The following is a 24,283-nucleotide window of genomic DNA, read 5'->3' on the forward strand; positions in this document are numbered from 1 at the left end:
CATGGCTGCCCCGATACTCACACTGGACTTCAAACGCAATCCGTTCCTGCGCCGCAGCATGGGCGCCTGGCTGTTGCTGGGCGGAGCTTGCGCCGGAGTTGCCGCAGCCCTGTCATTCGCCGAGGCGGACCAGGCTCTGCTCCAGATCAGTCAACAAACGGCGGAACTGCAACAGGAATACGCGCCCCTGGCAGGACCGAAAAGCACCATGGACGTGACCCAGCTAGCGGCAGATATCAAGCACGCCAATGACATCATCCACCAGCTCAACCTCCCATGGGACAAGCTTTTTATGGCTCTGGAATCTACCGCAAACAACCAGGTGGCGCTGCTTTCCATTCAGCCTGATGCCCGCAAACAGCTGATCCACATTAGCGGAGAGGCGAAGAACCTGGACACCATACTGGATTACATTGCCCAACTGCGCAGCCAGGAAACACTCGCGCAAATCACCCTGACCAGCCATGAAATTAAGCAGCAAGACCCCGACAAGCCAGTCCGCTTCAGTCTGTCCGCCAAGTGGACACCCACACGATGAGCGCCTCCATTATTGCTGCAAAGAATTTCCTGCGCCGTAGCGGATGGGCCGGCATGCTGGGTCTCGCCATATTGCTGGGCAGCCCGATTTTTTACGCCACGATGGTGTTGCCGATGCAGGAACAACTCGCGACACTCAAAGTGGAACAGGTGCAACTGCGCCGGGATATCGCGAAAAACCTGCACCGAGAAACCAAACCCGCGCCAACGGTGGAAATGCAGCTCAAGGCATTTTACAGGCAGTTCCCCTCGTTGAATCGTAGCGAAGAATGGCTGGCGAAAATCTATGCGGCGGCGGAACGTCGGCACATCGTGCTAGAAACCGGCGCGTACAAGCTGGCAGGCGCAGAAACCGGCAACCTTCAACGCTACCAGATCACCCTGCCGATCAAAGGAAGCCACGTACAGATCCGCCATTTCCTGTCCGATCTTTTGACCGAGGTTCCCGCCCTGTCGCTGGACGATATCAGCTTCAAACGCGAGACCATCGATCTGACGGTAGTCAACGCAGTCATCAAGATGACGCTTTTCCTGGGCGAACCGGCATGAACAAGGCGCAAAAAAAGCGCTGGGCGCTGCTGCTTGGCCTGCTTGCCATCAGCTCGGCATCTGCTTTCTGGGCACCCAATGAAAACGGGGAAGCCGAACCAACTGTGTCGGTTAAAAAACCGAATCAGGAAAGAGGTCGCAAAAAACCAAAGAATATCGATGCCTCCGAATTGCAACTGGACACGCTGAAACGAAACAGCTTGCCGGAAACGGCAACCGACATTTTCCCGGGCAAGTCTTGGTATGTTCCCCCGCCACCGTCAAAACCCGTGCCCCCGCCGCCTCCGGCCCCGCCGCCGATTCCCTTTGTCTATCTGGGAAAAATGCTTGAGGACGGCAAATTGCTGGTCTTCATGAGCAAGCAGGAGCGCAACCTGGTTGTCAGGGAGGGTGACGTGATCGAAGGAACCTACCGCGTGGAGAGCATCCTCCCCCCCCTGATGACACTGACTTATCTGCCGATGAACATGAAACAAACCTTCCCGATTGGAGCATTTAATTGAAACACTGGATCTGGCGCCTGGCGCTGCTGCTTTTGATTTCCTTCCTTGCTGGATGCGCCGGAGAACGCGCCTTTCGTGAAGGCAAATCACTGCTGGCGGAAGGCCGGACCGAGGAAGGGCTGACTCAGTTGGAAATCGCAGTCAAAGAAGACCCGAACAGCATCGAATTTCGCACCCAACTCTACCGGCAGCGCCAGCTTCACATCCAGAAACTGCTGACCCAGGGAGACAATGCGCGGAACTCCGGTCATTTTGTCGAGGCGGAATCCTGGTATCTTCAGGCGCTTAAATTCGAGGATGGCAATACCCGCGCCACCAACGGCTTGCAGGCCATCGAAGGCGGCCGCCGTCGCGCCGCCATGCTGACCAAAGCGGAAAACCTGTTCAAGTCAGGCGACCTGGCCGCTGCCGAAAAACTGGCGAGCGGCATACTCGGAGAAGACCCTGCCAACCTTGGCGCACGGGAAATAAAGCGGAAAATTGACGAGAAAACCTGGCAGGACAGCAATCCCTCCTCGGGGCTGAGCTCCGGTTTCAAAAAACCGATCACCATCGAGTTCCGGGACGTCAATCTGAAAACCATTTTCGAAGTGATTTCGCGCACTGCGGGCATCAACTTTGTTTTCGACAAGGACGTGAAGCCTGATCTGAAGGCGACCATTATGGTCCGCAACTCCTCCGTCGAAGATGTCATCAATATGCTGCTCGTCACCAACCAGCTGCAGAAAAGCGTGCTCAACAACAACACCATACTGATTTACCCGCACACGCCCGCCAAGGTCAAAGACTACCAGGAGCTGGTCGTCAAGGGTTTCTACCTGACGAACGCGGACCCGAAACAGATGATGAGCGAAATCAAGACGGTGCTGAAAACGCGCGACATCTCCATCGACGAAAGTCTCAACATGCTGGTGATGAGGGACACGCCCAATGTCATTCGCCTGGCCGAGAAGCTGGTCGCCCTGCATGACCGAGCCGAACCCGAGGTCGTCCTCGAAGTGGAAATACTGGAAGTGAAGCGCTCCAAGCTGACCGAACTGGGGATGCAATGGCCCAACAAATTCACCGTCGTGGCACCGCCACTATCTACCACCACGGCAACGGCCTTCGGCAACATCACGAATTCCACGCTTAACGGTGGGCAGCTTACTGTCGACAACCTGCGTCACCTGAACGGCGCCCAGATCGGCATCCCGAACCCCGTCCTGAACCTGCGCGGCGAGGATAGCGACACCAACCTGCTCGCTAACCCGAGAATCCGCGTGCGCAATCGCGAGAAAGCAAAAATCCACATCGGTGACCGGGTTCCGGTCATCACCACCACCGCCACCGCCAACGTCGGCGTGGCGGAATCCGTCACCTATCTGGATGTCGGACTCAAACTCGAAGTCGAGCCCAGGATTTATCTCGACAACGATGTGGCGATGAAGGTCAACCTCGAGGTCAGCAACATCGTGCAGCAAATCAAGAGCAGCACCGGAACGCTGACCTACCAGCTCGGCACCCGCAATGCCTCCACCACGCTACGCCTGAAGGACGGTGAAACCCAGGCACTGGCCGGACTCATCAATGACGAAGACCGGGCCAGTGCCAACAAGGTGCCCGGGCTTGGCGACATCCCCGTTCTTGGCCACCTGTTCTCGAGCCGTCTGAATAGTGGCAGCAAAACGGAAATCGTCCTGCTGATCACGCCTCGCATCGTCAAAAACCTGATCCAGCCCGATGCAGCGGCCATCGAGTTCACCTCCGGGACTGAAACCTTTGTCGGTGCGCCGCCTCTGGCCATTAGGCCAGTGGATGCATTTTCCGTGTTGCCGGGGCAGCGGCCTGCTGCTCAGCCGCAGTTGATTCAGCGTAGCGAGACCGCCCCAGTGCCGCAGAGTATATCCGCACCACCGGCGCTTGAACCCCAGCCTTCCAGCACAGCCATTCCACCGAGCGAAACCACCAGCCCGGCAACAGAACTAATGCCCGTGCCCGCAGCGGAGGGAAAGTTCAGGGAAGATTAAGATGGCTCGCCACAACCGCGGAGTTCAGTCCAGAACATCGGCATCCGGTTTTACGCTGATCGAACTGGTAGTCACCGTCGCTATCGTCGCCGTGCTCGCTTCCGGCATCATGCCCATGATCGAAGTGACCGTGCAGCGCAACAAGGAGCAGGAGCTCAGAGTGGCGCTGATGCAAATTCGTAATGCGATAGACGCCTACAAGAAAGCCGCCATCGATGACCGCACCGTCGGTGCTTCCGGTTATCCCAAAACGTTAGAGTTATTAGCGAGCGGCGTGGAGGATATAAAAAGCCCGACCAAGGCAAAAATTTTCTTCCTGCGTCGTATTCCCCGTGATCCGATGTCTACCGACCCCAGCATCCCCGCAGCAGAAACCTGGGGAAAACGGAGCTATGCAAGCAGTGCAGAAAATCCCCAGGAAGGCAACGACGTGTTCGACATCTATTCCTTGAACACGGAAAGAGGACTCAATGGCATTTCCTACAAAGATTGGTAAAGGCCATTTCTTCCATGGCTGCGGCGGATTTACGCTCATCGAATTGCTGGTAGTCATGGCAATTATCGCCACCCTGCTGTCTATCGCCACGCCCCGCTACTTCCATAGCATCGAAAAATCCAAGGAAGCCGTGCTCAAACAGGATCTGAATACACTACGCGATGCGCTCGACAAATATTATGGCGACACGGGAAAATATCCAGCCACGCTGGACGACCTGGTTACTAAAAAATACATCCGCTCCATTCCGGAAGATCCCGTATCCGGCAGCACCGTCAGCTGGCTAACCATTGCGCCCGACAACCCCGCCAAAGGCGGTGTCTACGACGTTAAAAGCGGCGCACTTGGCAACGCTCGAAATGGCACGCCTTACAGTGAATGGTGAACAGAATAAAAAACTGCATTCAAGTCACAGCGCCAGAGGGCAACTTATTCTCAATACAGGTACAATCTCAACCATGGAATACGAAGTAGTCGACACGCAAGTTTCACCCACCGGCCGGCTAGAGGTGCTGTCCAGAACGGAAGCGGCCAAGTTGCTCGACGAGGGCCATGGAAGTTTGCACGAGCTTTATCGCAATTGCTCGCTGGCAGTGCTTAATTGCGGCAATGAACTCGATGATGCCAAAGAACTGCTGGAGCGCTATCGTGCCTTCGATATCCGCATCATCCAGCGCCAGCGCGGCATCAAACTCGACATCAAGGGGGCACCGGCCAGCGCCTTCGTGGAAGGCAAGATGATCACGGGTATCCGGGAGCACTTATTCGCCGTCCTGCGCGATGTCATCTATGTCAGCGAAGAGATTCGCGGCAACCCGCGATTTGCCCTCAACACTTCAGATGGCGTTACCGATACGGTGTTCCACATTCTGCGCAATGCCTGTGTCCTGCAGCCGATGACCGATCCTAATATAGTGGTTTGCTGGGGTGGCCATTCTATCAGCCGTGAGGAATATGATTACAGCAAGCTGATCGGCTACCAGTTGGGCCTGCGCGGCCTCGATATCTGCACCGGCTGCGGCCCGGGAGCCATGAAGGGACCGATGAAGGGTGCCGCCATCGCCCATGCCAAGCAGCGCATCAGGAACGGGCGCTACATCGGCTTCACCGAGCCGGGAATCATCGCCGCCGAGTCGCCGAATCCGATCGTCAATGAACTGGTGATTTTCCCCGACGTCGAGAAGCGCCTGGAAGCGTTCGTTCGTGCCGGACATGGCTTCATCGTCTTTCCTGGCGGCGTCGGCACGGCCGAGGAAATCCTTTATGTCCTCGGCGTCCTGCTTCATCCGAGCAATGCCGAACAGCCCTTTCCTCTCATCTTTACTGGACCGAAGAGTGCAGAGGACTACTTTCGGCAGATCGACCAGTTCATCGGTGCTACCCTCGGCGCCGAAGCCCAACGGCGCTATCAGATCATCATTGACGATCCGGTGCAGGTGGCGCGGGAAGTCCAGGCCGGCATCAAGCTGGTTCGCAACTTCCGCAAACAACAGCGGGATGCCTACTACTTCAATTCCCTGCTCAGGATCGAACACGATTTGCAGCGCCCCTTCCATCCCAGCCACGAGAACATGCGCAAGCTAAAGTTGCAGAAGAATCAACCGAAGCACACCCTTGCTGCCAACCTGCGGCGTGCCTTTTCGGGTGTTGTTGCCGGCAATGTCAAGGACGAGGGCATCCGTGAGATTGAAAAACACGGCAGCTTTGAGATCCACGGTGACTCGACAATCATGGGGCCGATGGATGCTCTGATGTCATCTTTCGTTGCCCAGAAGCGTATGAAGATATCGAGTAAAAAATACAACCCCTGTTACCGCATAGTTGCCGAGACCGTCGCCTAGAGCTCGCGCAATTTGCGCACAGCACCGCGGCGAGGGGGCAAAGCCCCAGACCGGGAAAGCGATAATTTTGACGCTCTGGCCTGTGACAAGATACAAGGACTAGTGTTTAGCCGCGTGCATGATCGCGCGATCTTTCTCATTCTGTATACAGTTCACGCAAACGAACTGGCGGCGAAGACCATCTTTTGAAGTTATCCACTCCCCGTCTTCTGCACGGCCATCGTGCCGGACGCAGTATTTCTTCGGGTCTGAGAACAAGCGACTATGAATATGACTTCCGGTGAGTTTATTCATGTTCCACATCCATGAGTAAAAACCGTTTTATACTGCTTGCTTATTACACGCATATTACGAAGCCAGAATTAACCTGCTGCGTTTTTGCTTCTCGGCTAACAACAAGACATCAAGCTGTCACAATCAGGTCATATGATGTCGCCCATTATGAAAATAAATGCTCACCGCCCCCCACCCTGTGAGGGATGTACCTACTATCAGGCACAGGAGAGAAACATCGGCGCCTGCCATCGCTTTCCCCCAAGTTTTGCCGGTGACAGCTCCCCGATTGACTTCCACCACTGGAAATTCCCCCTGGTGTCGGCCAACAACTGGTGCGGTGAATTCCAGGCGGCGGCGCTAGTCGGCGATCTGACGGGCGCCTAAACGTCGGCTATCAGGAAAATAGAACTTCAGTTCACGACCCGTTAGAGTCAGGTTCACGTGTCTGCTTTGTAATCTCAAACTGGCCCGCCTCTGATGCGCCACCCAAAGCAAAGTTATGATTAAGCCTATCGATTCCCGAGCGATTCCATCGCGTGGTGATTCATTGCCCGTAGACGTTCGGCAATCACCTTCATCACATCCAGTGCAAAATTTGGTGTCTGCTGGATCAGGAAGAGAAAGCGGCGCTTGTCGATCGCCACCAAACGACAGTCAGTCCTCGCAATCACGTCTGCGCAACCAGGGTTATGGTCAATGAGCCCCAACTCCCCCAGCAGGGTTCCTGTTTGCGCAGTACAAATCACTTGTCCACCCAGCCTGACTTCTGCTTCCCCCTCGAGCATCACATACATGACATCACTCATTTCTCCACATTTAAGAATGGTTTCGCCTGAGGAAAAATTGACGGTTTCGGTTTCATGCCTAAACAGGTTGGAAAAATCCATAACTATTTCTTTCATTCGATAATTGAGAGCATCTGGAACCCACCTAGTTTAGACGGAATTATCCGCATTGGGCGCACTGAAATGAGCGGGCACGACTGGGGATACTTATGGTCGGTGGGTTTGGGATTCAATACGTGCCCAATAACGATCAGGAACTCCCGGGGTAGGCGCGCCTGTACTCCTGGTAAAACGCCATCACCCTGGGAACATAAGCGGCCGTCTCGCGGAAAGGAGGTATGCGATTGCCGTATTTGATTACATTGTTCTCGCCCGCATTGTAGGCCGCAAGCGCAAGTCGCATATCGTTGTTGAACATCGCGAGCAAGTCGCGCAAGTAGAGCGCGCCGGCACGGATGTTCTGCGCCGGATCATAAGGATCAACCGCCCCATAGCGCCTGGCCGTACCCGGCATGAGCTGCATCAGCCCGATTGCCCCCTTGCCGGACAGAGCGCGGGGATTGTAGCCGGATTCCGCCGCGATCACGGCATGCAGAAGCGCCAATTCAAGCTGGCTGAATGATGCTGCACGACTGATCTCTGGCGCGTACAGGCTGCCATTAATGCCTCCGCGCGCACTTCTGGCCTTGGCCGCGACAGATGGGGCGTCCGTCTCCGTGCGCATCAGCAGGGTATAGCGCTGGTCGACCGGCATATTACTGAAGTGCGGTACCCCTGCATCGTCGGTGAAAGCGTAAATATCCGCCCTGGCCGCACCTGCCCAGGCCAGCCATAGTAGGATAATCGGAATAAGCAGCCATGCAAGACGTGGTGCCATGGTGGTTTTCTAACTGCCGGGAAGTATCGGCAGATCAGCGCCGACGTCTGCCAGCGACCAAGGATAGCAGACCGAGAAGTCCGCTGCCGAAGAGGATGCTTGCCGCTGGGAGTGGGACGGGGGAACTCATAGAAATGCGACCACCATTTAAATCAATTAAATTTCCGCCCGAATTGACGGTTGCGCTATCAGTCGCTTTAATTTCGCCCCGCAATATCAAATTGATTGCGGAAAGCGCAAGACTCCCACCAATAAGTTGCGAGCCGGAACCCATCACGATGCTGTTGATAGCATTCAATGATACCGATCCGGCACCAGTATCAAATATGCCGTTCAGATAGATCCCGTCAGCAGATAACAAATATCCATAACCTGTGCCCGGCGTCAGAACTGTGACACGGATCCCTGCATCGATATAGACATTGCTGAACTGAGGAAAAACTGCCGGGTCGCTCAAATCAAGGGTGGCATCAACCAAAGGATGAAATACTCCGGACGACCCATCGGAGAGATAACTGGCCATAGCCGAGCTGGATAAAATCGCACTGGTGAATAAGGCAGCCAGCAGCAGTTTTTTCAAATGTCTAAAATCCATATTACTCAATTCCATTTATTTTAAGGTCACAACGCCAACCACAGCGGCTGTAAAAACAGTCTTGCTCCAGAATTTATTCATCAGCCCTGGCACCGGCGTCTTCCAGCAATGTTGCTGCTCCCTGACCGCCTGCAATTCTGGCCCAGTGCAACGGGCGATATCCTTGCGCCAACTGGTTGGGATCTGCCCCCTTGGCCAGCAGACTGGTCACGGCCGGATTGTCTTGTTTCAGGATGGCGAAAAACAGTGCTGTACGGCCTTCCGCATCCAACGTGCGCATGTTGGGTTTTCGTGCCAGCACCGCCTCGAACAGTGCAGCATCGCCGGACTGCAGAACCAGCATCAACGGCGACAGCCCGTCCCGGTTGGGAATATCCACATCCGCGCCGGCACGCAGCAGCATTTCGGCAATGAGCACATTCCCGGTTTCCAGCGCATTGGTAAGCGCCGTGCCGCCGTTGTCGTTGACAGTGTCCAGCCGTGCGCCGGACTTGAGCAGGAACTCGACCATGCGCGCATCGCCGCGCAAGGCGGCAATGCCAAGCGGGGTAAAGCCGATCCCGCCTTTGCTATCCACGTCGGAACCCAGATCGGCAAACTTGCGTGCCAGCGACAGATTCCCTTGCGAGGCAGCCATCAGCACTGCAGTGTTACCGGCTTTATCGGTGCCGCGCGGATTCGCGCCCATGTCCATCAACATCTTGATCAGGCGCAAGTCTCCTTGCCGCGCCGCATCCACCAGATTGGCGTCTTCCTGTCCTGCCGCCATGGCAGGCAGGAAATACACAAACAGGCACAGGGGCAACAGAGCCCTGCTCAGCGAGGCAACTTTCACTTCGCCCCCTCAACACGCTGCGTATCCAGTTTGTCGCGATATTCTTCCAGGGTATTTTTCACCTGAACGGACTTGATGCCGGTTAGTGGATCAATCTGGGCCAGCGCATCCAGAAATCCTTTGTCACGGTATTGCGCAAGGATTTCTCGGTTCAGTTGGTACAACTGCGCGTTCTTCTGCTCGCATCCGCCCAGCGCTTGCCCACGTTGCGCGATTGCAGCCTGCAAAAGCCCAATCTGCTTCTGGTTTTTTTCAGTTTCCTGCTTGTGCAGCGCAAGCAGCTCAGCATGCGCGGTTTCGGATTTATGCAGCTTTTCCTGCAAGGCTGCCACCTCGTCCTGTGCCGAAGCCAGTTCTTTAGTCAGCGATGAACGCTTGCGTTCCAACTGAGCAACGCTCTGTTTGGCGCTTTCAGCTTGCCTGGACAATTCATCCGCTTTCTCGGTGAGATCGGCTTTATCCTTCTCCAGCGCGGATTTTTCCACGCTGAACTGCTGCTGCATGATCTGCACCCTGCGTGCCGCTTCGCGTTCCTTGTTGTCCTTCTTATCGCGTGCGAAAGCGGTTGGCGTGGCAAGCGCCATGCATGCAACAATCAATACGGCCAGGACGGCTGAGTATTTAGAATTTCGCATTCAAGTCCACCTGCAATACGTCAATCGCCAGCGGCGGACCGTCGATCTGGTCTGCACTCATGTAACGCAGCCCGATTGAAGTGTTCTTGGCTATGCCGTAACTGCCACCGATGAAAAAGCCTTTGGTATCGGTACCACCCAAGTGGAAATCGGAATCTGCGAAGGCATCCAGCACCGCATCGCGTTCCAGATGCTTGTAACCGAGATAAGTCTGCCATTCGCCTTCATTCTTGATCTCGGGCATACCCAGCATCACTTTTGTCATGTAGCCCTCGGTCCTGGGCTGGATATCCAAACCGGTGCGCTGCAGGATTTCCTGACGGTCGAAGCCGAGGTTCTTGACGTAGTCACCCGTCACGACCACATGCACCGGATCGAATGCGGCCCAGTCATACATGCCGGTCAGATTCAGTTCGTGGTAATTTGCCGCCAAAGCTGCCAGTTTGTCTGTCGGGTTATCGATCAGGAACATCGAGTTGCCCTTCTGGCGAGTCTGCGGCGCGGTCAGATCGTACACATGCGAGCCGTTTATCAGGTTAGGCTGGCCAGCAATATGACTGTACTTGTAGAAACCCACCCCCAGCTTGAGTTTGGACATGTCAGTCGACACCCATTCGACACCGGCCTGGGCGCCGTACAGCCACTTGCTCTTGGCCAGAACAGTGTCGGATGATTCAACTTCCTGTACCGGGAAAGCGCCGGCGGTGAAGAAGCCCGTCAAACTATCGGACAACTGCGGCTTCAGGGTTGCTGCCAGCCCATCGAAATTCAGGTCTTTATCCCAAACCAGGTCGGTGGGTGAGAACCACGGGTTCGGCATGCGCCCGCCACTGACCGACAGCCAGCGGTAGGGGTCGTACTTGAGGAAAGCGCGGTCGAATACCACCGTGTACTTGTTGAAGCTGTTGCCCATAGTCTGGTTGGTGGAAACCGGGTCGGTCGTGTTGCCGGTTGACAAGCGCAGCCCGGCTTTCCAGTCATCGGCAATCTTGATGTCGGCGTTGAGGCGCACGCGCACGCGCATCCGCTCGCGATCTTCGGTGGTATTGTTCACGTTGATGCCGAACAGAGCCAGATTGGCTGGTGATGTGTTGTCCTTCTGAAACAAGTCATTCTGATAGCGCAAGCGTACATCACCGCTCCACTTGAAGCGTCCCACCCAGTCCGGCAATGACCCGGGGTCACCCCAGCGCTCGCTTTTGGCCTGTGCCAGCACCTCGTTCTTGATCTGCTCGCGGATTTCGCGTTTCACCCTTTCAGGCACGTAAGGCACGCGCACCACATTCGCTTCCGCTTGTTGTTCCGGTTGGCTCTGCTGCTCTGCCGGCTGCGGCACCACTGCCGCGCTTTTGAGCAGCATTTCAGCCTTGTCGGCCGTAAGCAGGCCTTGCTGCATCAGCGCCTGGATCAGGTTAAACGTGGTCTGGCGCAATGCCTCCAGTTCCTGTTTTTCTCCCGCCTGCGCTCCCTGGCACAGGAATGCCAAAGCCATCATGGCGGCGAATTTGGTTTTTTTGAGCTTCATGAATTCCACTTAAATTTAAGATATTTAAAGTCTTGATGTAAGCCGTAACTTGATCGGCTGTGGCATATCTTCCGGCGGCCGCTCTTTGACCGAGGACAGGCCGGCCAGCGCCAGCTTGATCGAGCTATCCGTATCCGGACTTCCGGTCGACCCGTTCAGTTCGAACTTTTCCACATGACCATCTTTTGCGATCCAGATGCGCACCTGAATTCTGTAATTAAAGGCAAGCCGATGTTTCCTCATGTATTCGGATATCTGCTCATTAATCTGCTGGGCAACCGGGATGGAGTAACCCGCATACTTCCCCCCCACGCCTGCCAGCAAATCTCGGCCACCCTTGCGACCGACCAGACCGAAGCCATCACCGCTCCCATTAGCATCCGCATCAACACCCAAATCCTTGCCTGCCGGCGGTTCATTGTCAGCTGGCTTGGGCGCCTCTTCCGGCTTGGGCTGCTCGATCTTGACCTCTTCCTTCTTGATCTCCGGCTCCGGTGGTTTTTTCTCCGGAGGCGGCGGGGGCGGTGGCTTGACCAGCGTGATCTGCTGAAGCCTGGGTTTCTTGGCCGGTTTGTCGCTGACCAGCAAATCCTTCAACCCCAAGCCCAGCATGACGGCAACAATCAGGCCTAGCGCAACGCCTCCCCAGCGCATCCAGGAAGGTTTTTGGCCTTCCATTACTTCACCAGCCGCTGGGTCACCAGGCCCAACTGGGTAATATCCAGCTGCCCCAGCAATTCAAGCACCTCCATCACCTTGCCGTACTGCACCACCGTATCGCCCTTGACCACCACCGGCAGCTCGGGATTGGCTGCCTTCAGCTGGCCGAGGCGGGTACGCAATTCCTCTATCGACACCGGATAAGCATCGAGATAAATCTGTCCGCCCTCGGCAATCGTGATCGCCTTCGTCTGCGGCTTCGCCAGGCTGGGCGCATTGCTCGCCTTGGGCAGGTTGACCTTGACCCCCTGCACCGACGCGGTGGTCATGATGATAAAAATCACCAGCAACACGTAGGCCAGATCGAGCATCGGCGTTACGTTGATATCGTCGAAGGGTGCGTTATCTTCCTGGACCTTCATGGTGGCCTCCGATCAGCGGCTGTAATTTTCGGCGAGTTTGGTAATGAACTCGTCGACGAAAATATGCATGTCGGACGAGATCGTCTTGACGCGAGAACCCAGGTAGTTGTAACCAAACAGCGCTGGAATCGCCACCGCCAGCCCCGCTACGGTCGCTACCAGAGCGGCAGCGATGCCCGGTGCAATGGCATTGACGTTGACATCGCCGGAAGCGGCAATCGCGGCAAAGGTGATCATTACCCCCACCACCGTACCCAGCAACCCCAGGAATGGCCCGCCGGAAATCGCAATGGTGAGCAGCACCATGAGCCGGTTAAGGCGATGAGTTTCTTTCACCATCCCGGCATCCAGGCTGGCTCGAATCGAATTGAGCGCCTGCGGCGATAGCGTCTTGTCGACATGCGAGGAATCCGTATCTTTGAAACGATGCGCAATTTCTACCGCACCAATGTGGTAAATGCGGTACAGCGATGAATGCATGAAATCGTCTGCCAGACCCTTGGCTTTATCGATCATCGCCAGGTCGGTCGATAGTTCGCGGAATTTATCCATAAACTTATTGTTGGATTTGTCCATGCGGTTGACATAGATGGTTTTTTCGAACATCACCCATACCGCAATCACGAACATCACCGCCAGGATGCCGATCACCACCCAACCGTCCAGCGTCACCGATTGCAGAATGACGCCGAAGTAAGAGGCGTTCCCGCCTTCTTCATTCGACTCTTCCTCACCCAAAGCAACCAGTTTCCCATCCGGACCCTGGGCGGCCTGCACGGCCATCCATGCCGCATTTCGCGCCATGCCGGAAACCTGCACTTCATCCATCTCGCCCTGGAACCCGGCCCCCAGCGTCACCCCGCCTGATGGCAGCGCAGCACCCGGCGCTTCACCCGCCAGTTTGCCATCCACATACACCCGCAAAGCATCTGAAACCGTTAAGCCCAGATGATGCCATTGACCCGCACTCAGCGCCGTACCGGAAGCCACGCTCGCCTTACCCGACTGCGCCTTGACCACGCCGCCATCGAGCGAAATCTTCAGATCACCAGACTGGAACAGAACGCCATCCAGCGCGGCAGGCTTGACCCATACCGAGAAGCTGTAGCCACCTGCCGCATTCACCGCAGGTAGCGCCACACTTTGAGACCCGTTGAATCCGGCGCCAGCACCCGAAAATGAAGCTGCCACCGATTGCGCGGAAGACTGCGTCGCATGCAGGCCGTTCAGTCCGCTATCCCGCGGATTCCCGTCCTGCTCCGCGAAATGGTAAACCGCGCTGCCGGCATCATACGTGCCCTTGGCGTTCGATGCCGGAGCCGCTTTCTCGTTACCGAAATAAAGAAAAAATTTCGGCTGGGCCGCAAGCTTGGGCACCTTCACCCAGACCAGCGCCATCTGGTTCGCGCCATCCCATTTTTCTATGTGATATTTCAGCTCGGTCTTGTCGTCCTCCGCCACAAACCGGATATCGGAACCGTCCAGCTTGGCATCGGCAAAAGAGAAGTTGCCTGTATGCAAACGTACCAGCACCGGAACCTGCTCGACCGCCAGCTTGATATCCGCAGAGGGACTCAGCGTGATCGGCGTACGGTATGCCCAGTCGCCACTCCACCAGGCAAGCGCCGGGGTGGATAGCAAGCTGGCGGCAAAAGCGCATAAAACAAGGAAGGGAGAGATTAATGATTTTCTTTTCATGATTCCGCTATTTTGAAGTAAGGGTGTTTCATATTTGTGAAGGATTGATTTCTGTTGGGTTACAGCTGAATGACAGCTAATCGCCGAATCCAATCACCTCGACATTGAGAAATGCTTGCCTGAAGCTATCTTGCGGTTTTTGCTGGGCCATGGCTTGCGCCGCATCCGCGCCGGACTTGCCGGCATCCGCCGCTTGGCCGCTGACCCCGGTCAGGCCGGCTGCCAAGCTGCCGGTGCTGGCTACCGGCACGCCTGTAGTAGCGCCGTTCGCCTGAATGTTGTCCGCACCGCGCACAAACTGCGCCGCAATATTGATGTTGCCCACTGACCCGATTCCAGCATCACCTGCATTCACGCTACCCTTTGGGGCAATCAGGTTAACGCTGACGTCATCAGGATTTTTATCGCCGCCGGTAATCATCGCGCGGATGCCGCTACCGGTGGTTGCACCCCGGTATTCCACTGTGGTGGTGCCATCAGATTTGGTTGTAATAATCGGCGGCGGCACGGACAACGCGGTCTTGGCGCCTTTGCCCGCATCGATATTCCCTTCCGACGACCACAACAGGATGTCGTCGCCATACAAGGTCATCACACGGGACGAATTGACCAGGAAATCGCCTTTGGACATCGAGCGGACACTGCCGCCTTTCTGGGTGACGATGCCCGTTATGCCAGCCAGCAGCGAGTTATCGGGGACTGGTATATGATTTTCCTCGTGGGTCGCGTTCTTTGCACCATAAAGTTCTGTGGGAATATTGGCCAGACCTGCATTGATCTTGCCTCCCGGCACGAAAAGATCGATATTGCCACCACGGAAGGTCTTGATCTGGCTGAAGAACAGATTGAGGTCGCCCTTGTAGTCGTTGCCCGGAAACAACTTGGCAATCGCATCGTAGCCACGCTGGTAACCCATAGCCTGGCCAGAGCTGTCCACACTGCCGTCCTTGCCTGCATTGTGTTCGGTGCCTGCCTGCGTGAGCTGCGTGAAGAATGTCTGGGCCAGTTCGGGCGTATACCCGCTCACACTGTTCAAACCGTATTTGGCAGCAAAGCCTGAATAATCCGGCGACCCGTTCACACCTGCCATCACCGCGATATCGGCTCCCTGATCAGAGAGAGCGGGGTTGTTCAGGTTACCCTGGGTGACTACCCCGACCGAGTTGCCCAGATCGATATTGCGTCCTGCCGACAACTCCAGACGCCCTGGGCCATCCAGACGGATAGTTCGAGAATTGCCCAACAATTTACCATTGGCATTGTACGGATCGACATACGCGATATCACGGCCCGCACGGATACTTGTCACGTCACCGGCTGCCAGATTCTGTCCATACAAGTTCAGATCAACGATGTCGCGTCCCGCCTCGATCTGCGCAGGTTTGGAGAGGAACAAAGCGGCTTCGTTCGCGCTAACCAGAGCGCCATTTAACGCAACGATCCTTGCCGGCACATGGTCCCCTGCATGTACCGGAGTATGCGCATGAACACCATATTTGATGCTATACAATTCGGGAGTGGGAAACAGTTTTTTATCCAGCCCATTATAGGTGTCCGTCGGATTCAGCGCATTCGGCAATAACGTGGGGTCAGCACCCGACAAGTTGGGGTCAGCATCCGACAAGTTGATGTTTCCGTTAATTGCAATATTCCCTGCCGCCAGCAGATTCAGATTTCCGGTGGATGACGGAGACAAGGTAAATTGCTTGTTGACGTCAATATTTCCCTGCAGGGCACTGACGCTCAAATTACCGGGATAAATAGCCATTGCATTGGCTTCGTTATCTGTGGAAATGCCGAATTTCAGATCGGGCAAGGTTTTTTGCAGCGCGTCAACGTCATTGAACAGCGATGCGTTGCCGGCGACCGAAAGAAGGCTGGCCTTGCTATCCGGCGAGTAAGTCAGGAAGAACGACTTGGGCTTGATGGGAGGCTGTATTCCCTGGGATTTTCCCTGCGCCACCATGGTCGGGTTGACGATAGTTTCCAGTTGCAGATCGTGCAACGCTGTCACATCGAAACGGCCATCCGCCAGGGCCAGAACCGTGTGAATGGGCGTGCCGTCGCTTGCTGTCCGTCCCGAAATGATGCCGCCTTCGGCAGCAATGGTCCCCACGCCGCGCGCAACGTAATACGTACCGCTGAGAATATCGCCGCCGGCACGCACCGACAGGTCGCCACCGCCCTGAATATCCATGCTGGCATCGCTGGCAGAAGTGCCGCTGACGCGGCCGGTTGTCGGCGCAACCGCATCGAGATTACTGACATTACCACCCGCCGCAATCTTCACGTCACCGCCGCCCAATGCACCCACACCCTGCTTGAACTGATCGTAGCGCAACCACCATGACGTATTTTTCTTGAAGCTGCCGTTGCTGTTGAGTTGCCCCTGACGATGCAGCCATTCGGTAATCAGCTGCTTGTTCACCGCGCCATTGATGTCGCCTTGCGCGGCCATAGTCAGATTGCCGCCGTTCCTGGCATAGTTGGAAGAAGCAGGCACCGCAAAGTTGCTCACCGTGTCGGCTTTTTCACCGGCGGTATAAACCACCGAACTGTCGCTGCCAAGTACCAGGTTGCGTCCGGCTGCCATGGCTATGCTGCCGGTGCCGGTCCGCACCAGCTTGCCGGAGGCCACGTTCAGATTACCCTTGCCGCTGCTATCAAGCACAAGCTTCGACTGGTTAGCCAGCAGATTCGCCGCGCTCATGTCCGCGCCGGAAACCAGACGGTAAAAGGCTGAAGCGCCGCTACCCAGTGTGGCAGTAGTCGCCGCACTACTGAAACCATCGCTCAGGTTGCTGTTGATATTCAGATCGCCGGCTGCCCGCATGGTCAGCATGACCGGCCTGCCGTCGGCATGCCAGCTCGACAGGTCCCAGTCGTTGACCAAAGCCAGGTCGCCGCTAGCACGCACTTCGATGCCGGCTCGCAGTTGCGCGTTGTTACCCAGCTGAGCCTCGACCGCAGCCGCATTGGCCATAAAGTTAGAGATCTCGGTTTTTACCGTATTGATGTTCAGCTTGCCGCTACCGGTGGTTGTGCCGACGGAACTGATGCCGTCATACACCTTGAACGCCTCAGCAATCACCTCCCTGGCACCACTGACCACTCCACTACCCAGCGTAATACCGACATTGTTGCCCTCAGTTCGCGGCGCGCGCAGCACGACCTGGCCGCCATCCGACGCAGCATTGCCGGAAGCGCCGCTAACGCCGATGTGCGCGTCATTCTCCACCTTCAGCGTGCCGGAAGCCGTAGACAGCTCAACCGTGCCGCCCTTGCCCGTTGTCCCATTTGCCTTCAGGCTACCGCCGTTATGCAGCGTCACATTGTCGCGCGCGGCTATCCGCAACTGACCGCCCTTGTCGCCGGAAGCATCGACCTGGCCGCTAATATCCACCTTGCCAGCATCCGCCGCCAGGCTGAACTGGCGGGCGTGTACGCTATCTCCGGCAGCGACTTCCACATCGCCCTGACGGATGCGGATATCGCGCTGCTCGTTAAATTTTCCGGCTTCCAGGACAGTATTCAACGCCGAGAAATTCGCCAAGGTTTTTGTATCCTGTGTATAGCTGCCCAGCCGTGCGCCGCTCGCCGCGCCGCCTTTCAGTTCGCCGGACAGCAATACCTGGCCATTGACCGCCGAAGCCTGAAGGGTGCCCGCATCGCCGCCATCTGCCGCGCCGGAAACATCCACAGTAGCGCCGTTCTGTACATCCACATTGCCGTTGGATGAAGCCAGCTTGATCTGGCCGCCAGGCGCAAACACATTCAAGCCGGCGAAGTTTTTGGCGACACCTGCGGCGCTGGTTTTAGAGCCGGCTGCCAGGGTCACGTTATCGTCGGCGCCGCTGCCGGTCGCAGACAAGCTGAGCAATCCCGCCGCCAGTTCGATATTGCCCTGGCTCACCACACGCTGACCGCTGATTGCCAGTTTCCCGCCGATGGGCGCCGCCTGGGCGGATGCGCCGGCGGTTGCGGGTTGGCTGATCTGCACCTTGCCGGTCGCCGTCCATTTCTGGTCCGATTTACTGTCGGCGGTGATGCGGGCTGCTTGCAGGTTGAGATCTCCGTCCACCAGCAATGCGCCTGTACCATGCCCGTTAACATCCCCGCCGGTGGCCAGGTTCATGCTGCCAAAACCACTGACATGCTGGTTGCCTTCGGCCAGGGTAATACCATGCAGACTCTGCAAGTTCAGCGCGCTTCCGGCCGCAGCCGCGACTTCCGCATTTGGCGTGCTGCTGTTATGCAGGGCTATATCGCCAGCCGCCAGGGTGGCCGAATTGCCGGCATTGCCAAATCCGCGCAGGCTGCCTGCATCCAACGCAAGGTGCTGAATGCTGGACTGACCGGTGCCCAACTCCAGGTTGCCGTAGAAATCGATGCTGCTGTAGCTCTTCAGGTAAAGCCCGGTCAGGCTACCCAGCTCGGCAAGTTTCGCGCCCGACAGGGCAAGACCACTCGTGCCCACCGGAGTGTCGCCCAGACTGATCCGTCCCGCTCCCAGGCTCAGGCTGCCGCCAGCCAGTTGCAGGTCGGCTTTGGATACCGTGTCGAGCGTGGCATCCAGCGTAATCGACGTGCCGGCAAGCAACACATTGCTGCCTACATCCAGGGTACCGGCTGCACGTTGCACGTTCTCGCGTTTTACCTCGACATGATCTCCGGCGGCCACGCGCAGCAATGCGCCGTCACCGTTACCGCCGCGCCCCACGATCAGATCTTGCGATGACCCGGCACTGCCGGCGCCTTCAATATCGCTGCCTGCGTTGACAGTGATTTTGTCCCTGGCGACCAGAATGATTTCCGGCGCCTTGAGCGCATGCTCCACACTGTTAGCAACCACCACATGATCGCTGTCTACATTGATTTCCACGCCGTCGGTCGCGGTCTTGCGAGTACCGCCCAGCAACACGCTTTCCGCGTTCAGCCGGGTCAGCGTAGTGGCATCGATACTGACATAGCCGACAGGGCCCGTATTGGTACCATCTCCGATAAACAGATTATTCACGTCGACGTCCACGATCGCGCCGCGTCCGCCATCATGGTTGGCCTTGAGCGGATCGCCTTGCAGGGCCAAGGTGTTGTGCGGCGCCAGCACCAGTTGGCCGGCATCCACCGGCAGGCGCGGCACAGCGGTTCCATTTAACTGGGCTTGCTGGGCAAAGAACTGGCTTGCGGTGCTTTGCTGGTATTCCGCTTCCTTCTTGATGTCCGCACCGGAGCGCAGCGCAAAACCGGATAACCGTGCCGCATCATTAAGCTGATCCGTGACAGTGCGATAACCCGCCACGATTTGCGTGCCGTCGGCCAGGTTAACCTTTTGCTGCGGCCGCATGTCGCGGTAGCCACTCACCGACTGCACCAGGAAAGCGCCCGGCAGCAGGGCATAGCGCGCCGGCAACAAAGTGTATATCCCGGCCGGCAAGCCATTGGCCGCGGAGAGATAGACGCTGTCGCCCGGTTTGAGGGAAGATCCCGCTGAATACTGGGTGTCGTAAGGCGCATAAGCCCCCTTCAGACCCGGCATTACGGCATAGCTATTGCTGCTATAACTAGCATCCAGTATATCCACCGAGCGACCGGGCGGACCGGGGATGAACTCGTAGGCGTACAGATCACCGCCGCCGGACAGATCCACCCTGGCGCCATTCTTGATGTTGATATCGTTACCATCGAGCGTGACGCGCTTTTCCGGTGGTGTGGTAATGGACAAATTGGTCGAACCGTCCAATGCATACTGCCAATCCTTGCCATTGGAGGTCATGCCGAAAGGAATCACCTGACCTTCCGCCGACACCGAAGTAATGCTAGCGCTGCCCAGAGTCAGACTGTTATCCGCCGACAGGACGATCTCCCCGAGCGGCGCCTTGAGCACGCCGTCCTGGACGATGTTCGGCGCGCTCAAGGTCAGCTTGCCGCCGGCGGCAAGCACCGGCGTATCGCTGCCATTGGCTGCAATATGCAGCGTGCCTGCGGGGTTGCCTGCAATGGCTATTTCGAACTCGCTCAGGGTGGTGGGATAAACCTGCCGCGCGCGCATTTCCAGATCGCCAGCGGTGCTGAACGAGCCGAGCAGAGCGCGGTTGGCATTATCCTGGTTCCACACACCTTTCAAGCGGATATCGCCACTGCTGGCCAATACAGTCTGGCCGAAACCATTGAGCGCCACCTTGCCTTCAAGGTCGATCCATTGCGCCGCGACGTTCAAGCGGGCGGAGCCACCCTGCACCTTGGGCAAGGCCTGGTATTTTGGATTGCTGTTGGCGATGCCGACATAGCCGCTGCTCAGGTTGACCGTCTTGCCATTGGCCGCAACGATAGTGGGTGCATCCAGCTGGATGCTGCGCGCCGTTTGCAGCGTGACGTCGCCGTCGAAGCTCACCGCATCTTTCGCTTGCAGCGCAATCTGCGCAAACCCACCGTTCATCAGGCTATCGGCCGCCACCTTGCCTTTGCCGTTGAGGTTTGCCGCATCGATAACATCCCCCGCTTTGAGTCCTGCGGGCACAAAACCACCCTGTTGCGACACGACCACCTGACGGTCCGCACCAGGATAAGAGGTCACTCCCGAGCTAAACACAAAAGACGGATCATAATTATCTCCACGATCCACCTTCAGGCTGAAAGCCCCCCCCAGCGCACCGGTGCCGCCCGCTTTGCCGAGCATGCCACCATCCAGCAACGTTCCCTCGCTCGCGACAATATTGATCGCACCCGCATTGCTGGCCACTTCCATACGCTGGTAAGCAGACCTGCCACCAGCTCCGCGCAGCACGTCCACAGCCCCGCTGGTGCCGGACACGTCGATCAGCGAACCTTCCTCGGTGACCACATAACCTTTATTCGCAGTAATCGTAACCTGCCCGCCGTCGAGGATTTCGCCCTGGCGCTGGCCGTTGTCCTTGACCAGCGTGTTGTCAAAACCGCGGCTCAGCAATTGCGCGTCTTGTCCCAGCCAGATGGATTGGTTCGGCAGGAACCCATAGGCATCGTCGCTTCCTGAGCCTGGCGTTCCCAGCAGGGTCAGTCCGATCGATCCGGCAGCCGCGGTGAGTGTCCCATCCACCGTCATTTGCCGACCGGCGTTCAAGTTGATGCTACCGCCGGCATCCACCGCAATCCTGGCGCCCTTCTGCATGTCCAGATTGCCGTAGAGCTGGCTGCTGGCTAAGAAAGTCAGGCTGCCTGGCTTGCGTAATGGGTCAGGCAGCAATTCGCGATGGCTGATGGTGGCCATGCTGCGCCCAGTTGTAGTCGCACGGAATTGCGGATTGATCACCAGGCTCTCTGCCATGCCCTGGATTGCCGATCCGGCGGCGATATTCAGCCCGTCCGTGCCGTTGACCTTAATCTTGGAAAAACCGCCCTGGTTGAAGAAAGACGTGGAAAGGGCCAAGTCACCCGGCTGTCCGGCAGCGCCGATTTGCACCTTGCCGGTGCTCAAGCTCAAAGATCCGCCTTTGCCCAAGGCGTACCCATACAGGTTTCCTGTGGTCAGCGTAGTGGCATTGCGCTCTGTCGCAGGGAGTCCGGCACCACTGGTGATATCGATGGAACCCGCGTCGCCCTTGCCCGCCAACACGCCCTTGGCATCGACCCAGCCGCCACCGGAAACATCGAGTGTGCTACCAGGCTGCAGCAAGACATCTTTCAACGACCTGATGACAATCGAACCGCCTTTTGTCAGCACGGGGTCACCAGCTACGCCACCCGTGCGGATAGCGTCATAATCGTTGACCCAGCCGCCGCTTGCATTCAGCGTCCCACTGACGGAAACCGTATTGCCACTGCCTGCTGTCTGACCAAAAACGTCGCGCGATTGCAGCATAATGCTGCCGGATTGAACATCGATATTGCCCGCCACTGCCACTTCCCGGCCAACCAGGCTGACACTGCCGCCGGGCGCATTCAGCGTGAGACCCGACGCCAGATCGATCTTGCCATTGCTATATACCGCTAGATTGGCGACGGCGTCCTTGCCGATCAGTCCGGCGGCAAGTTGCACCTGGCCGGTACGCTCCGCCGACAGCGCGGTGTCGGCAACGAATCCATCCGGCAACGGCACGGCTTGCGCCACGAAACTCACTGACGATGTTTTGAAATCCGGATTGGCTTGCGTTGCCTGCGCATCATCGCCGACGATAAGGGTGCCGCCGTTTGGCAACATCTTATGCAGTGTTTTGTAAGGCGCATTGGCAAGGTCAATGGAGTAAGGCTGGCGCTGATAGATACCGGCTGTGGTCTTGCCGATGACCGTACCTTCCATCGTCATTGAGGGAGCGATGAACTGCAGCGTTCCGGCGTTCTTGCCTTCTACGTAACCTTGCGTGAATTGGCCGCGTGCAGCCAGGGTTGACACCCAGCTTTCCGTTACGCCCCACTTGGCATAGTCGCGCGTAATAGTGCCGGCGATCCCCTCGTAGAACCGATCCGGCGTTGCCTCGCTGATGTCGTAAATCTTGTCTTGCGAAACTAGTTTGGTGGTATTGAGATAACCGTCCAGGTAACGCAGCGACCCGCCGGACAGGTTTACCGTCGCGCCCTGGCGAACCACGATGTCACCTTCGGAAGTCATTTTTACCGTACCGCCCGCCGCGGTGCGTTCGGCCACGGTACGACCTATTCCTGCTTCGTAACCGGAATAATCCCCCAACGGCGTTCCCTTGGTGATATCCACGCTAATGGTCTTGCCGCGCAGGGGGCCGCTGTTCTGCAATGGGGAATCTTTCAGCACGCTGCCGTAAAGATCGACTTTAACCAGGTTGCGTTCAATCGCCACCTCTACATTCTGCGTGCCTGACACATCGATAGCACTGCTGCCATCCAGATACACGCGGCTGGCATTGGCTGCCGACCCGGCAACGGAAATCTTCGGATTGGACGGATTTTCCAGCGCGGTCAGTCTGACCTCTCCGCCAGCCGCCACAATACGGCTGCCCTCCAGCATCTGAACCTTCCCGCCCATCACTTCAACGCGCGAGGCATAAAATGCCTGCTCGTCCGGACTGGTTGTTGCATCGCCAAGGTCTGGCGTCACTTCGGTCACGCTGTTCGGTCCTTGCAGGGTCACTGTCCCGGTACGCGTAGCCGTCACGGTTTTGTTGCCGCTACCGTCGTTGGAAGTGGCGACTGCCTGCACCGTATCCCTGGCCAGCAAGCGGATCGAGCCATTCGAGTTGACCGAAGTCGTGGCTGTAATCCTGCCCTGCTGGTTCACCGCCAAGCCGGCCAGCGTCACATTACCGCGCGCCGCGATGATCTGGCCCAGGTTCTGGTTGCTGGCGCTGCCGCCGTTATCCACCTCGACCAGCAACCCGCGCAGCCCGGGGTCGGTGTCCGGCGAAGGCGCCAGGTACACCTTGCTGCCTGCGGCAAGAATGGTTTGACCATCCGGCGTGGTAATCACGCCGTTGTTTTCCACCTTCGGCGCGAACAGCATGATCTTGCCGCCGGACAGCGAGTTCAGTTGGGCGCCCGCCTCGACTCTGACCAGACCATCCGGAATAGACCCACCGGCGAACACCGGATTGCCATCCGTGATGGCGCCTATGCCCTTGTTGAAAATCTCATCGCTGATATCCAGGGTGGACGCCACCAGGGTATGCACGTTGGTCTGCGCCCCCTTGTCGAACAAGATGCCATTATTGTTGATCAGGTAAACTTGGCCGTTGGCGTTCAACGCGCCCTGGATCACGCTCGGATTCTGGTCGTAGATACGATTCAACGCGACAGCCGATGCGCCCGGCTGGACGAAATTCACCGAACTGCCGTTGGCGATGTTGAAGCTTTGCCAGTTGAGTATCGCTCTCTGACTGGCCTGGTTGATCGTCAACTGGTTCAACCCCTGACTGAGAGTAGCGCTACCGCTGCCCAGCCAGTTGGCGCTGGCCACGGGCAAGGTGCCTGGTGCAAGCAGTTGCGCGGCATAGGCAGTCGAGCAGCTGAGTGCGCCACAAGCCAGCAACACGATCAGGCTGCTTGCTGAACGACGCTCCATTACCAGATATTTATAGCCCGCCATGATCCACTCC

General features: G+C 57.1%; 18 protein-coding genes. 8 read left to right on the forward strand and 10 right to left on the reverse strand.

Annotated elements, in window-relative coordinates:
- The first annotated feature begins 1 nt into the window (after nucleotide 1).
- The 8 genes from SCD_RS15920 (at nucleotide 2) to SCD_RS13940 (ending at nucleotide 6,595) form a co-directional block, all read left to right on the forward strand.
- Nucleotides 2-538, forward strand: a complete 537-nt coding sequence (locus SCD_RS15920; protein WP_009207429.1) for a PilN domain-containing protein — start codon at nucleotides 2-4, stop codon at nucleotides 536-538.
- A complete protein-coding gene (locus tag SCD_RS13910) occupies nucleotides 535-1,086 on the forward strand; it encodes a hypothetical protein (RefSeq protein ID WP_009207428.1) in 552 nt (183 codons plus the stop codon). The genes SCD_RS15920 and SCD_RS13910 overlap by 4 nt, the downstream gene beginning before the upstream one ends.
- On the forward strand, nucleotides 1,083-1,589 hold the full coding sequence (locus tag SCD_RS13915; protein ID WP_009207427.1) for a hypothetical protein: 507 nt from the start codon (nucleotides 1,083-1,085) through the stop codon (nucleotides 1,587-1,589). Before SCD_RS13910 ends, SCD_RS13915 begins: the two co-directional genes overlap by 4 nt.
- Nucleotides 1,586-3,598, forward strand: a complete 2,013-nt coding sequence (locus SCD_RS13920) for a secretin N-terminal domain-containing protein (protein WP_009207426.1) — start codon at nucleotides 1,586-1,588, stop codon at nucleotides 3,596-3,598. The genes SCD_RS13915 and SCD_RS13920 overlap by 4 nt, the downstream gene beginning before the upstream one ends.
- 1 nt (nucleotide 3,599) lies before the next feature.
- Nucleotides 3,600-4,094: a type II secretion system protein gene (locus tag SCD_RS13925; protein ID WP_009207425.1), complete on the forward strand. Its 495-nt coding sequence runs from the start codon at nucleotides 3,600-3,602 to the stop codon at nucleotides 4,092-4,094.
- Nucleotides 4,069-4,479, forward strand: a complete 411-nt coding sequence (locus tag SCD_RS13930; protein WP_009207424.1) for a type II secretion system protein — start codon at nucleotides 4,069-4,071, stop codon at nucleotides 4,477-4,479. Before SCD_RS13925 ends, SCD_RS13930 begins: the two co-directional genes overlap by 26 nt.
- Before the next feature lie 73 nt (nucleotides 4,480-4,552).
- Entirely contained in the window at nucleotides 4,553-5,935 is a 1,383-nt protein-coding gene (ppnN, locus tag SCD_RS13935; RefSeq protein WP_009207423.1) for a nucleotide 5'-monophosphate nucleosidase PpnN, read from the forward strand.
- 441 nt (nucleotides 5,936-6,376) lie between these two features.
- Nucleotides 6,377-6,595 carry a hypothetical protein gene (locus tag SCD_RS13940; protein WP_009207421.1) on the forward strand — a complete coding sequence of 73 codons (219 nt, stop codon included), beginning with the start codon at nucleotides 6,377-6,379 and terminating at the stop codon, nucleotides 6,593-6,595.
- 125 nt (nucleotides 6,596-6,720) lie between these two features.
- Here the strand turns inward: SCD_RS13940 and SCD_RS13945 are convergent, their stop codons facing one another.
- From SCD_RS13945 to SCD_RS13990, 10 genes are all read right to left on the reverse strand, one after another.
- Nucleotides 6,721-7,098, reverse strand: coding sequence for a cyclic nucleotide-binding domain-containing protein (locus SCD_RS13945; protein WP_009207420.1), 378 nt, complete (start codon nucleotides 7,096-7,098; stop codon nucleotides 6,721-6,723).
- Nucleotides 7,099-7,246: 148 nt separating this feature from the next.
- Nucleotides 7,247-7,873 (reverse strand): lytic transglycosylase domain-containing protein, encoded by a 627-nt coding sequence (locus SCD_RS13950; RefSeq protein ID WP_009207419.1) that lies wholly within the window; start codon nucleotides 7,871-7,873, stop codon nucleotides 7,247-7,249.
- Between the two features lie 34 nt (nucleotides 7,874-7,907).
- Nucleotides 7,908-8,453: a hypothetical protein gene (locus SCD_RS13955; protein ID WP_148290793.1), complete on the reverse strand. Its 546-nt coding sequence runs from the start codon at nucleotides 8,451-8,453 to the stop codon at nucleotides 7,908-7,910.
- Nucleotides 8,454-8,541: 88 nt separating this feature from the next.
- Nucleotides 8,542-9,303 (reverse strand): ankyrin repeat domain-containing protein, encoded by a 762-nt coding sequence (locus SCD_RS15925; RefSeq protein WP_009207417.1) that lies wholly within the window; start codon nucleotides 9,301-9,303, stop codon nucleotides 8,542-8,544.
- Complete coding sequence (locus tag SCD_RS13965) at nucleotides 9,300-9,938, reverse strand: hypothetical protein (protein ID WP_009207416.1); 639 nt, start codon at nucleotides 9,936-9,938, stop codon at nucleotides 9,300-9,302. The genes SCD_RS15925 and SCD_RS13965 overlap by 4 nt, the downstream gene beginning before the upstream one ends.
- Nucleotides 9,925-11,463, reverse strand: a complete 1,539-nt coding sequence (locus SCD_RS13970) for a putative porin (RefSeq protein WP_009207415.1) — start codon at nucleotides 11,461-11,463, stop codon at nucleotides 9,925-9,927. The genes SCD_RS13965 and SCD_RS13970 overlap by 14 nt, the downstream gene beginning before the upstream one ends.
- 24 nt (nucleotides 11,464-11,487) lie before the next feature.
- Complete coding sequence (locus SCD_RS13975) at nucleotides 11,488-12,141, reverse strand: TonB C-terminal domain-containing protein (RefSeq protein WP_009207414.1); 654 nt, start codon at nucleotides 12,139-12,141, stop codon at nucleotides 11,488-11,490.
- The gene (locus tag SCD_RS13980) at nucleotides 12,141-12,545 is read right to left on the reverse strand and encodes an ExbD/TolR family protein (RefSeq protein WP_009207413.1); all 405 of its coding nucleotides are present in this window, start codon (nucleotides 12,543-12,545) and stop codon (nucleotides 12,141-12,143) included. Before SCD_RS13980 ends, SCD_RS13975 begins: the two co-directional genes overlap by 1 nt.
- Before the next feature lie 12 nt (nucleotides 12,546-12,557).
- Nucleotides 12,558-14,243, reverse strand: coding sequence for a DUF2341 domain-containing protein (locus SCD_RS13985; RefSeq protein ID WP_009207412.1), 1,686 nt, complete (start codon nucleotides 14,241-14,243; stop codon nucleotides 12,558-12,560).
- Nucleotides 14,244-14,319: 76 nt separating this feature from the next.
- Nucleotides 14,320-24,273 (reverse strand): filamentous haemagglutinin family protein, encoded by a 9,954-nt coding sequence (locus SCD_RS13990; protein ID WP_009207411.1) that lies wholly within the window; start codon nucleotides 24,271-24,273, stop codon nucleotides 14,320-14,322.
- Nucleotides 24,274-24,283: the final 10 nt, after the last annotated feature.

This window comes from Sulfuricella denitrificans skB26 (assembly GCF_000297055.2).
GTDB classification, from domain to species: domain Bacteria; phylum Pseudomonadota; class Gammaproteobacteria; order Burkholderiales; family Sulfuricellaceae; genus Sulfuricella; species Sulfuricella denitrificans.

Coding starts and splice junctions, on each gene's coding strand:
- SCD_RS15920 (WP_009207429.1), top strand. CDS start 2: ATGGCTGCCCCGATACTCACACTGGACTTCAAACGCAATCCGTTCCTG.
- SCD_RS13910 (WP_009207428.1), top strand. CDS start 535: ATGAGCGCCTCCATTATTGCTGCAAAGAATTTCCTGCGCCGTAGCGGA.
- SCD_RS13915 (WP_009207427.1), top strand. CDS start 1,083: ATGAACAAGGCGCAAAAAAAGCGCTGGGCGCTGCTGCTTGGCCTGCTT.
- SCD_RS13925 (WP_009207425.1), top strand. CDS start 3,600: ATGGCTCGCCACAACCGCGGAGTTCAGTCCAGAACATCGGCATCCGGT.
- SCD_RS13930 (WP_009207424.1), top strand. CDS start 4,069: ATGGCATTTCCTACAAAGATTGGTAAAGGCCATTTCTTCCATGGCTGC.
- ppnN (WP_009207423.1), top strand. CDS start 4,553: ATGGAATACGAAGTAGTCGACACGCAAGTTTCACCCACCGGCCGGCTA.
- SCD_RS13940 (WP_009207421.1), top strand. CDS start 6,377: ATGAAAATAAATGCTCACCGCCCCCCACCCTGTGAGGGATGTACCTAC.
- SCD_RS13945 (WP_009207420.1), bottom strand. CDS start 7,098: ATGGATTTTTCCAACCTGTTTAGGCATGAAACCGAAACCGTCAATTTT.
- SCD_RS13950 (WP_009207419.1), bottom strand. CDS start 7,873: ATGGCACCACGTCTTGCATGGCTGCTTATTCCGATTATCCTACTATGG.
- SCD_RS13965 (WP_009207416.1), bottom strand. CDS start 9,938: ATGCGAAATTCTAAATACTCAGCCGTCCTGGCCGTATTGATTGTTGCA.
- SCD_RS13970 (WP_009207415.1), bottom strand. CDS start 11,463: ATGAAGCTCAAAAAAACCAAATTCGCCGCCATGATGGCTTTGGCATTC.
- SCD_RS13975 (WP_009207414.1), bottom strand. CDS start 12,141: ATGGAAGGCCAAAAACCTTCCTGGATGCGCTGGGGAGGCGTTGCGCTA.
- SCD_RS13980 (WP_009207413.1), bottom strand. CDS start 12,545: ATGAAGGTCCAGGAAGATAACGCACCCTTCGACGATATCAACGTAACG.
- SCD_RS13985 (WP_009207412.1), bottom strand. CDS start 14,243: ATGAAAAGAAAATCATTAATCTCTCCCTTCCTTGTTTTATGCGCTTTT.
- SCD_RS13990 (WP_009207411.1), bottom strand. CDS start 24,273: ATGGCGGGCTATAAATATCTGGTAATGGAGCGTCGTTCAGCAAGCAGC.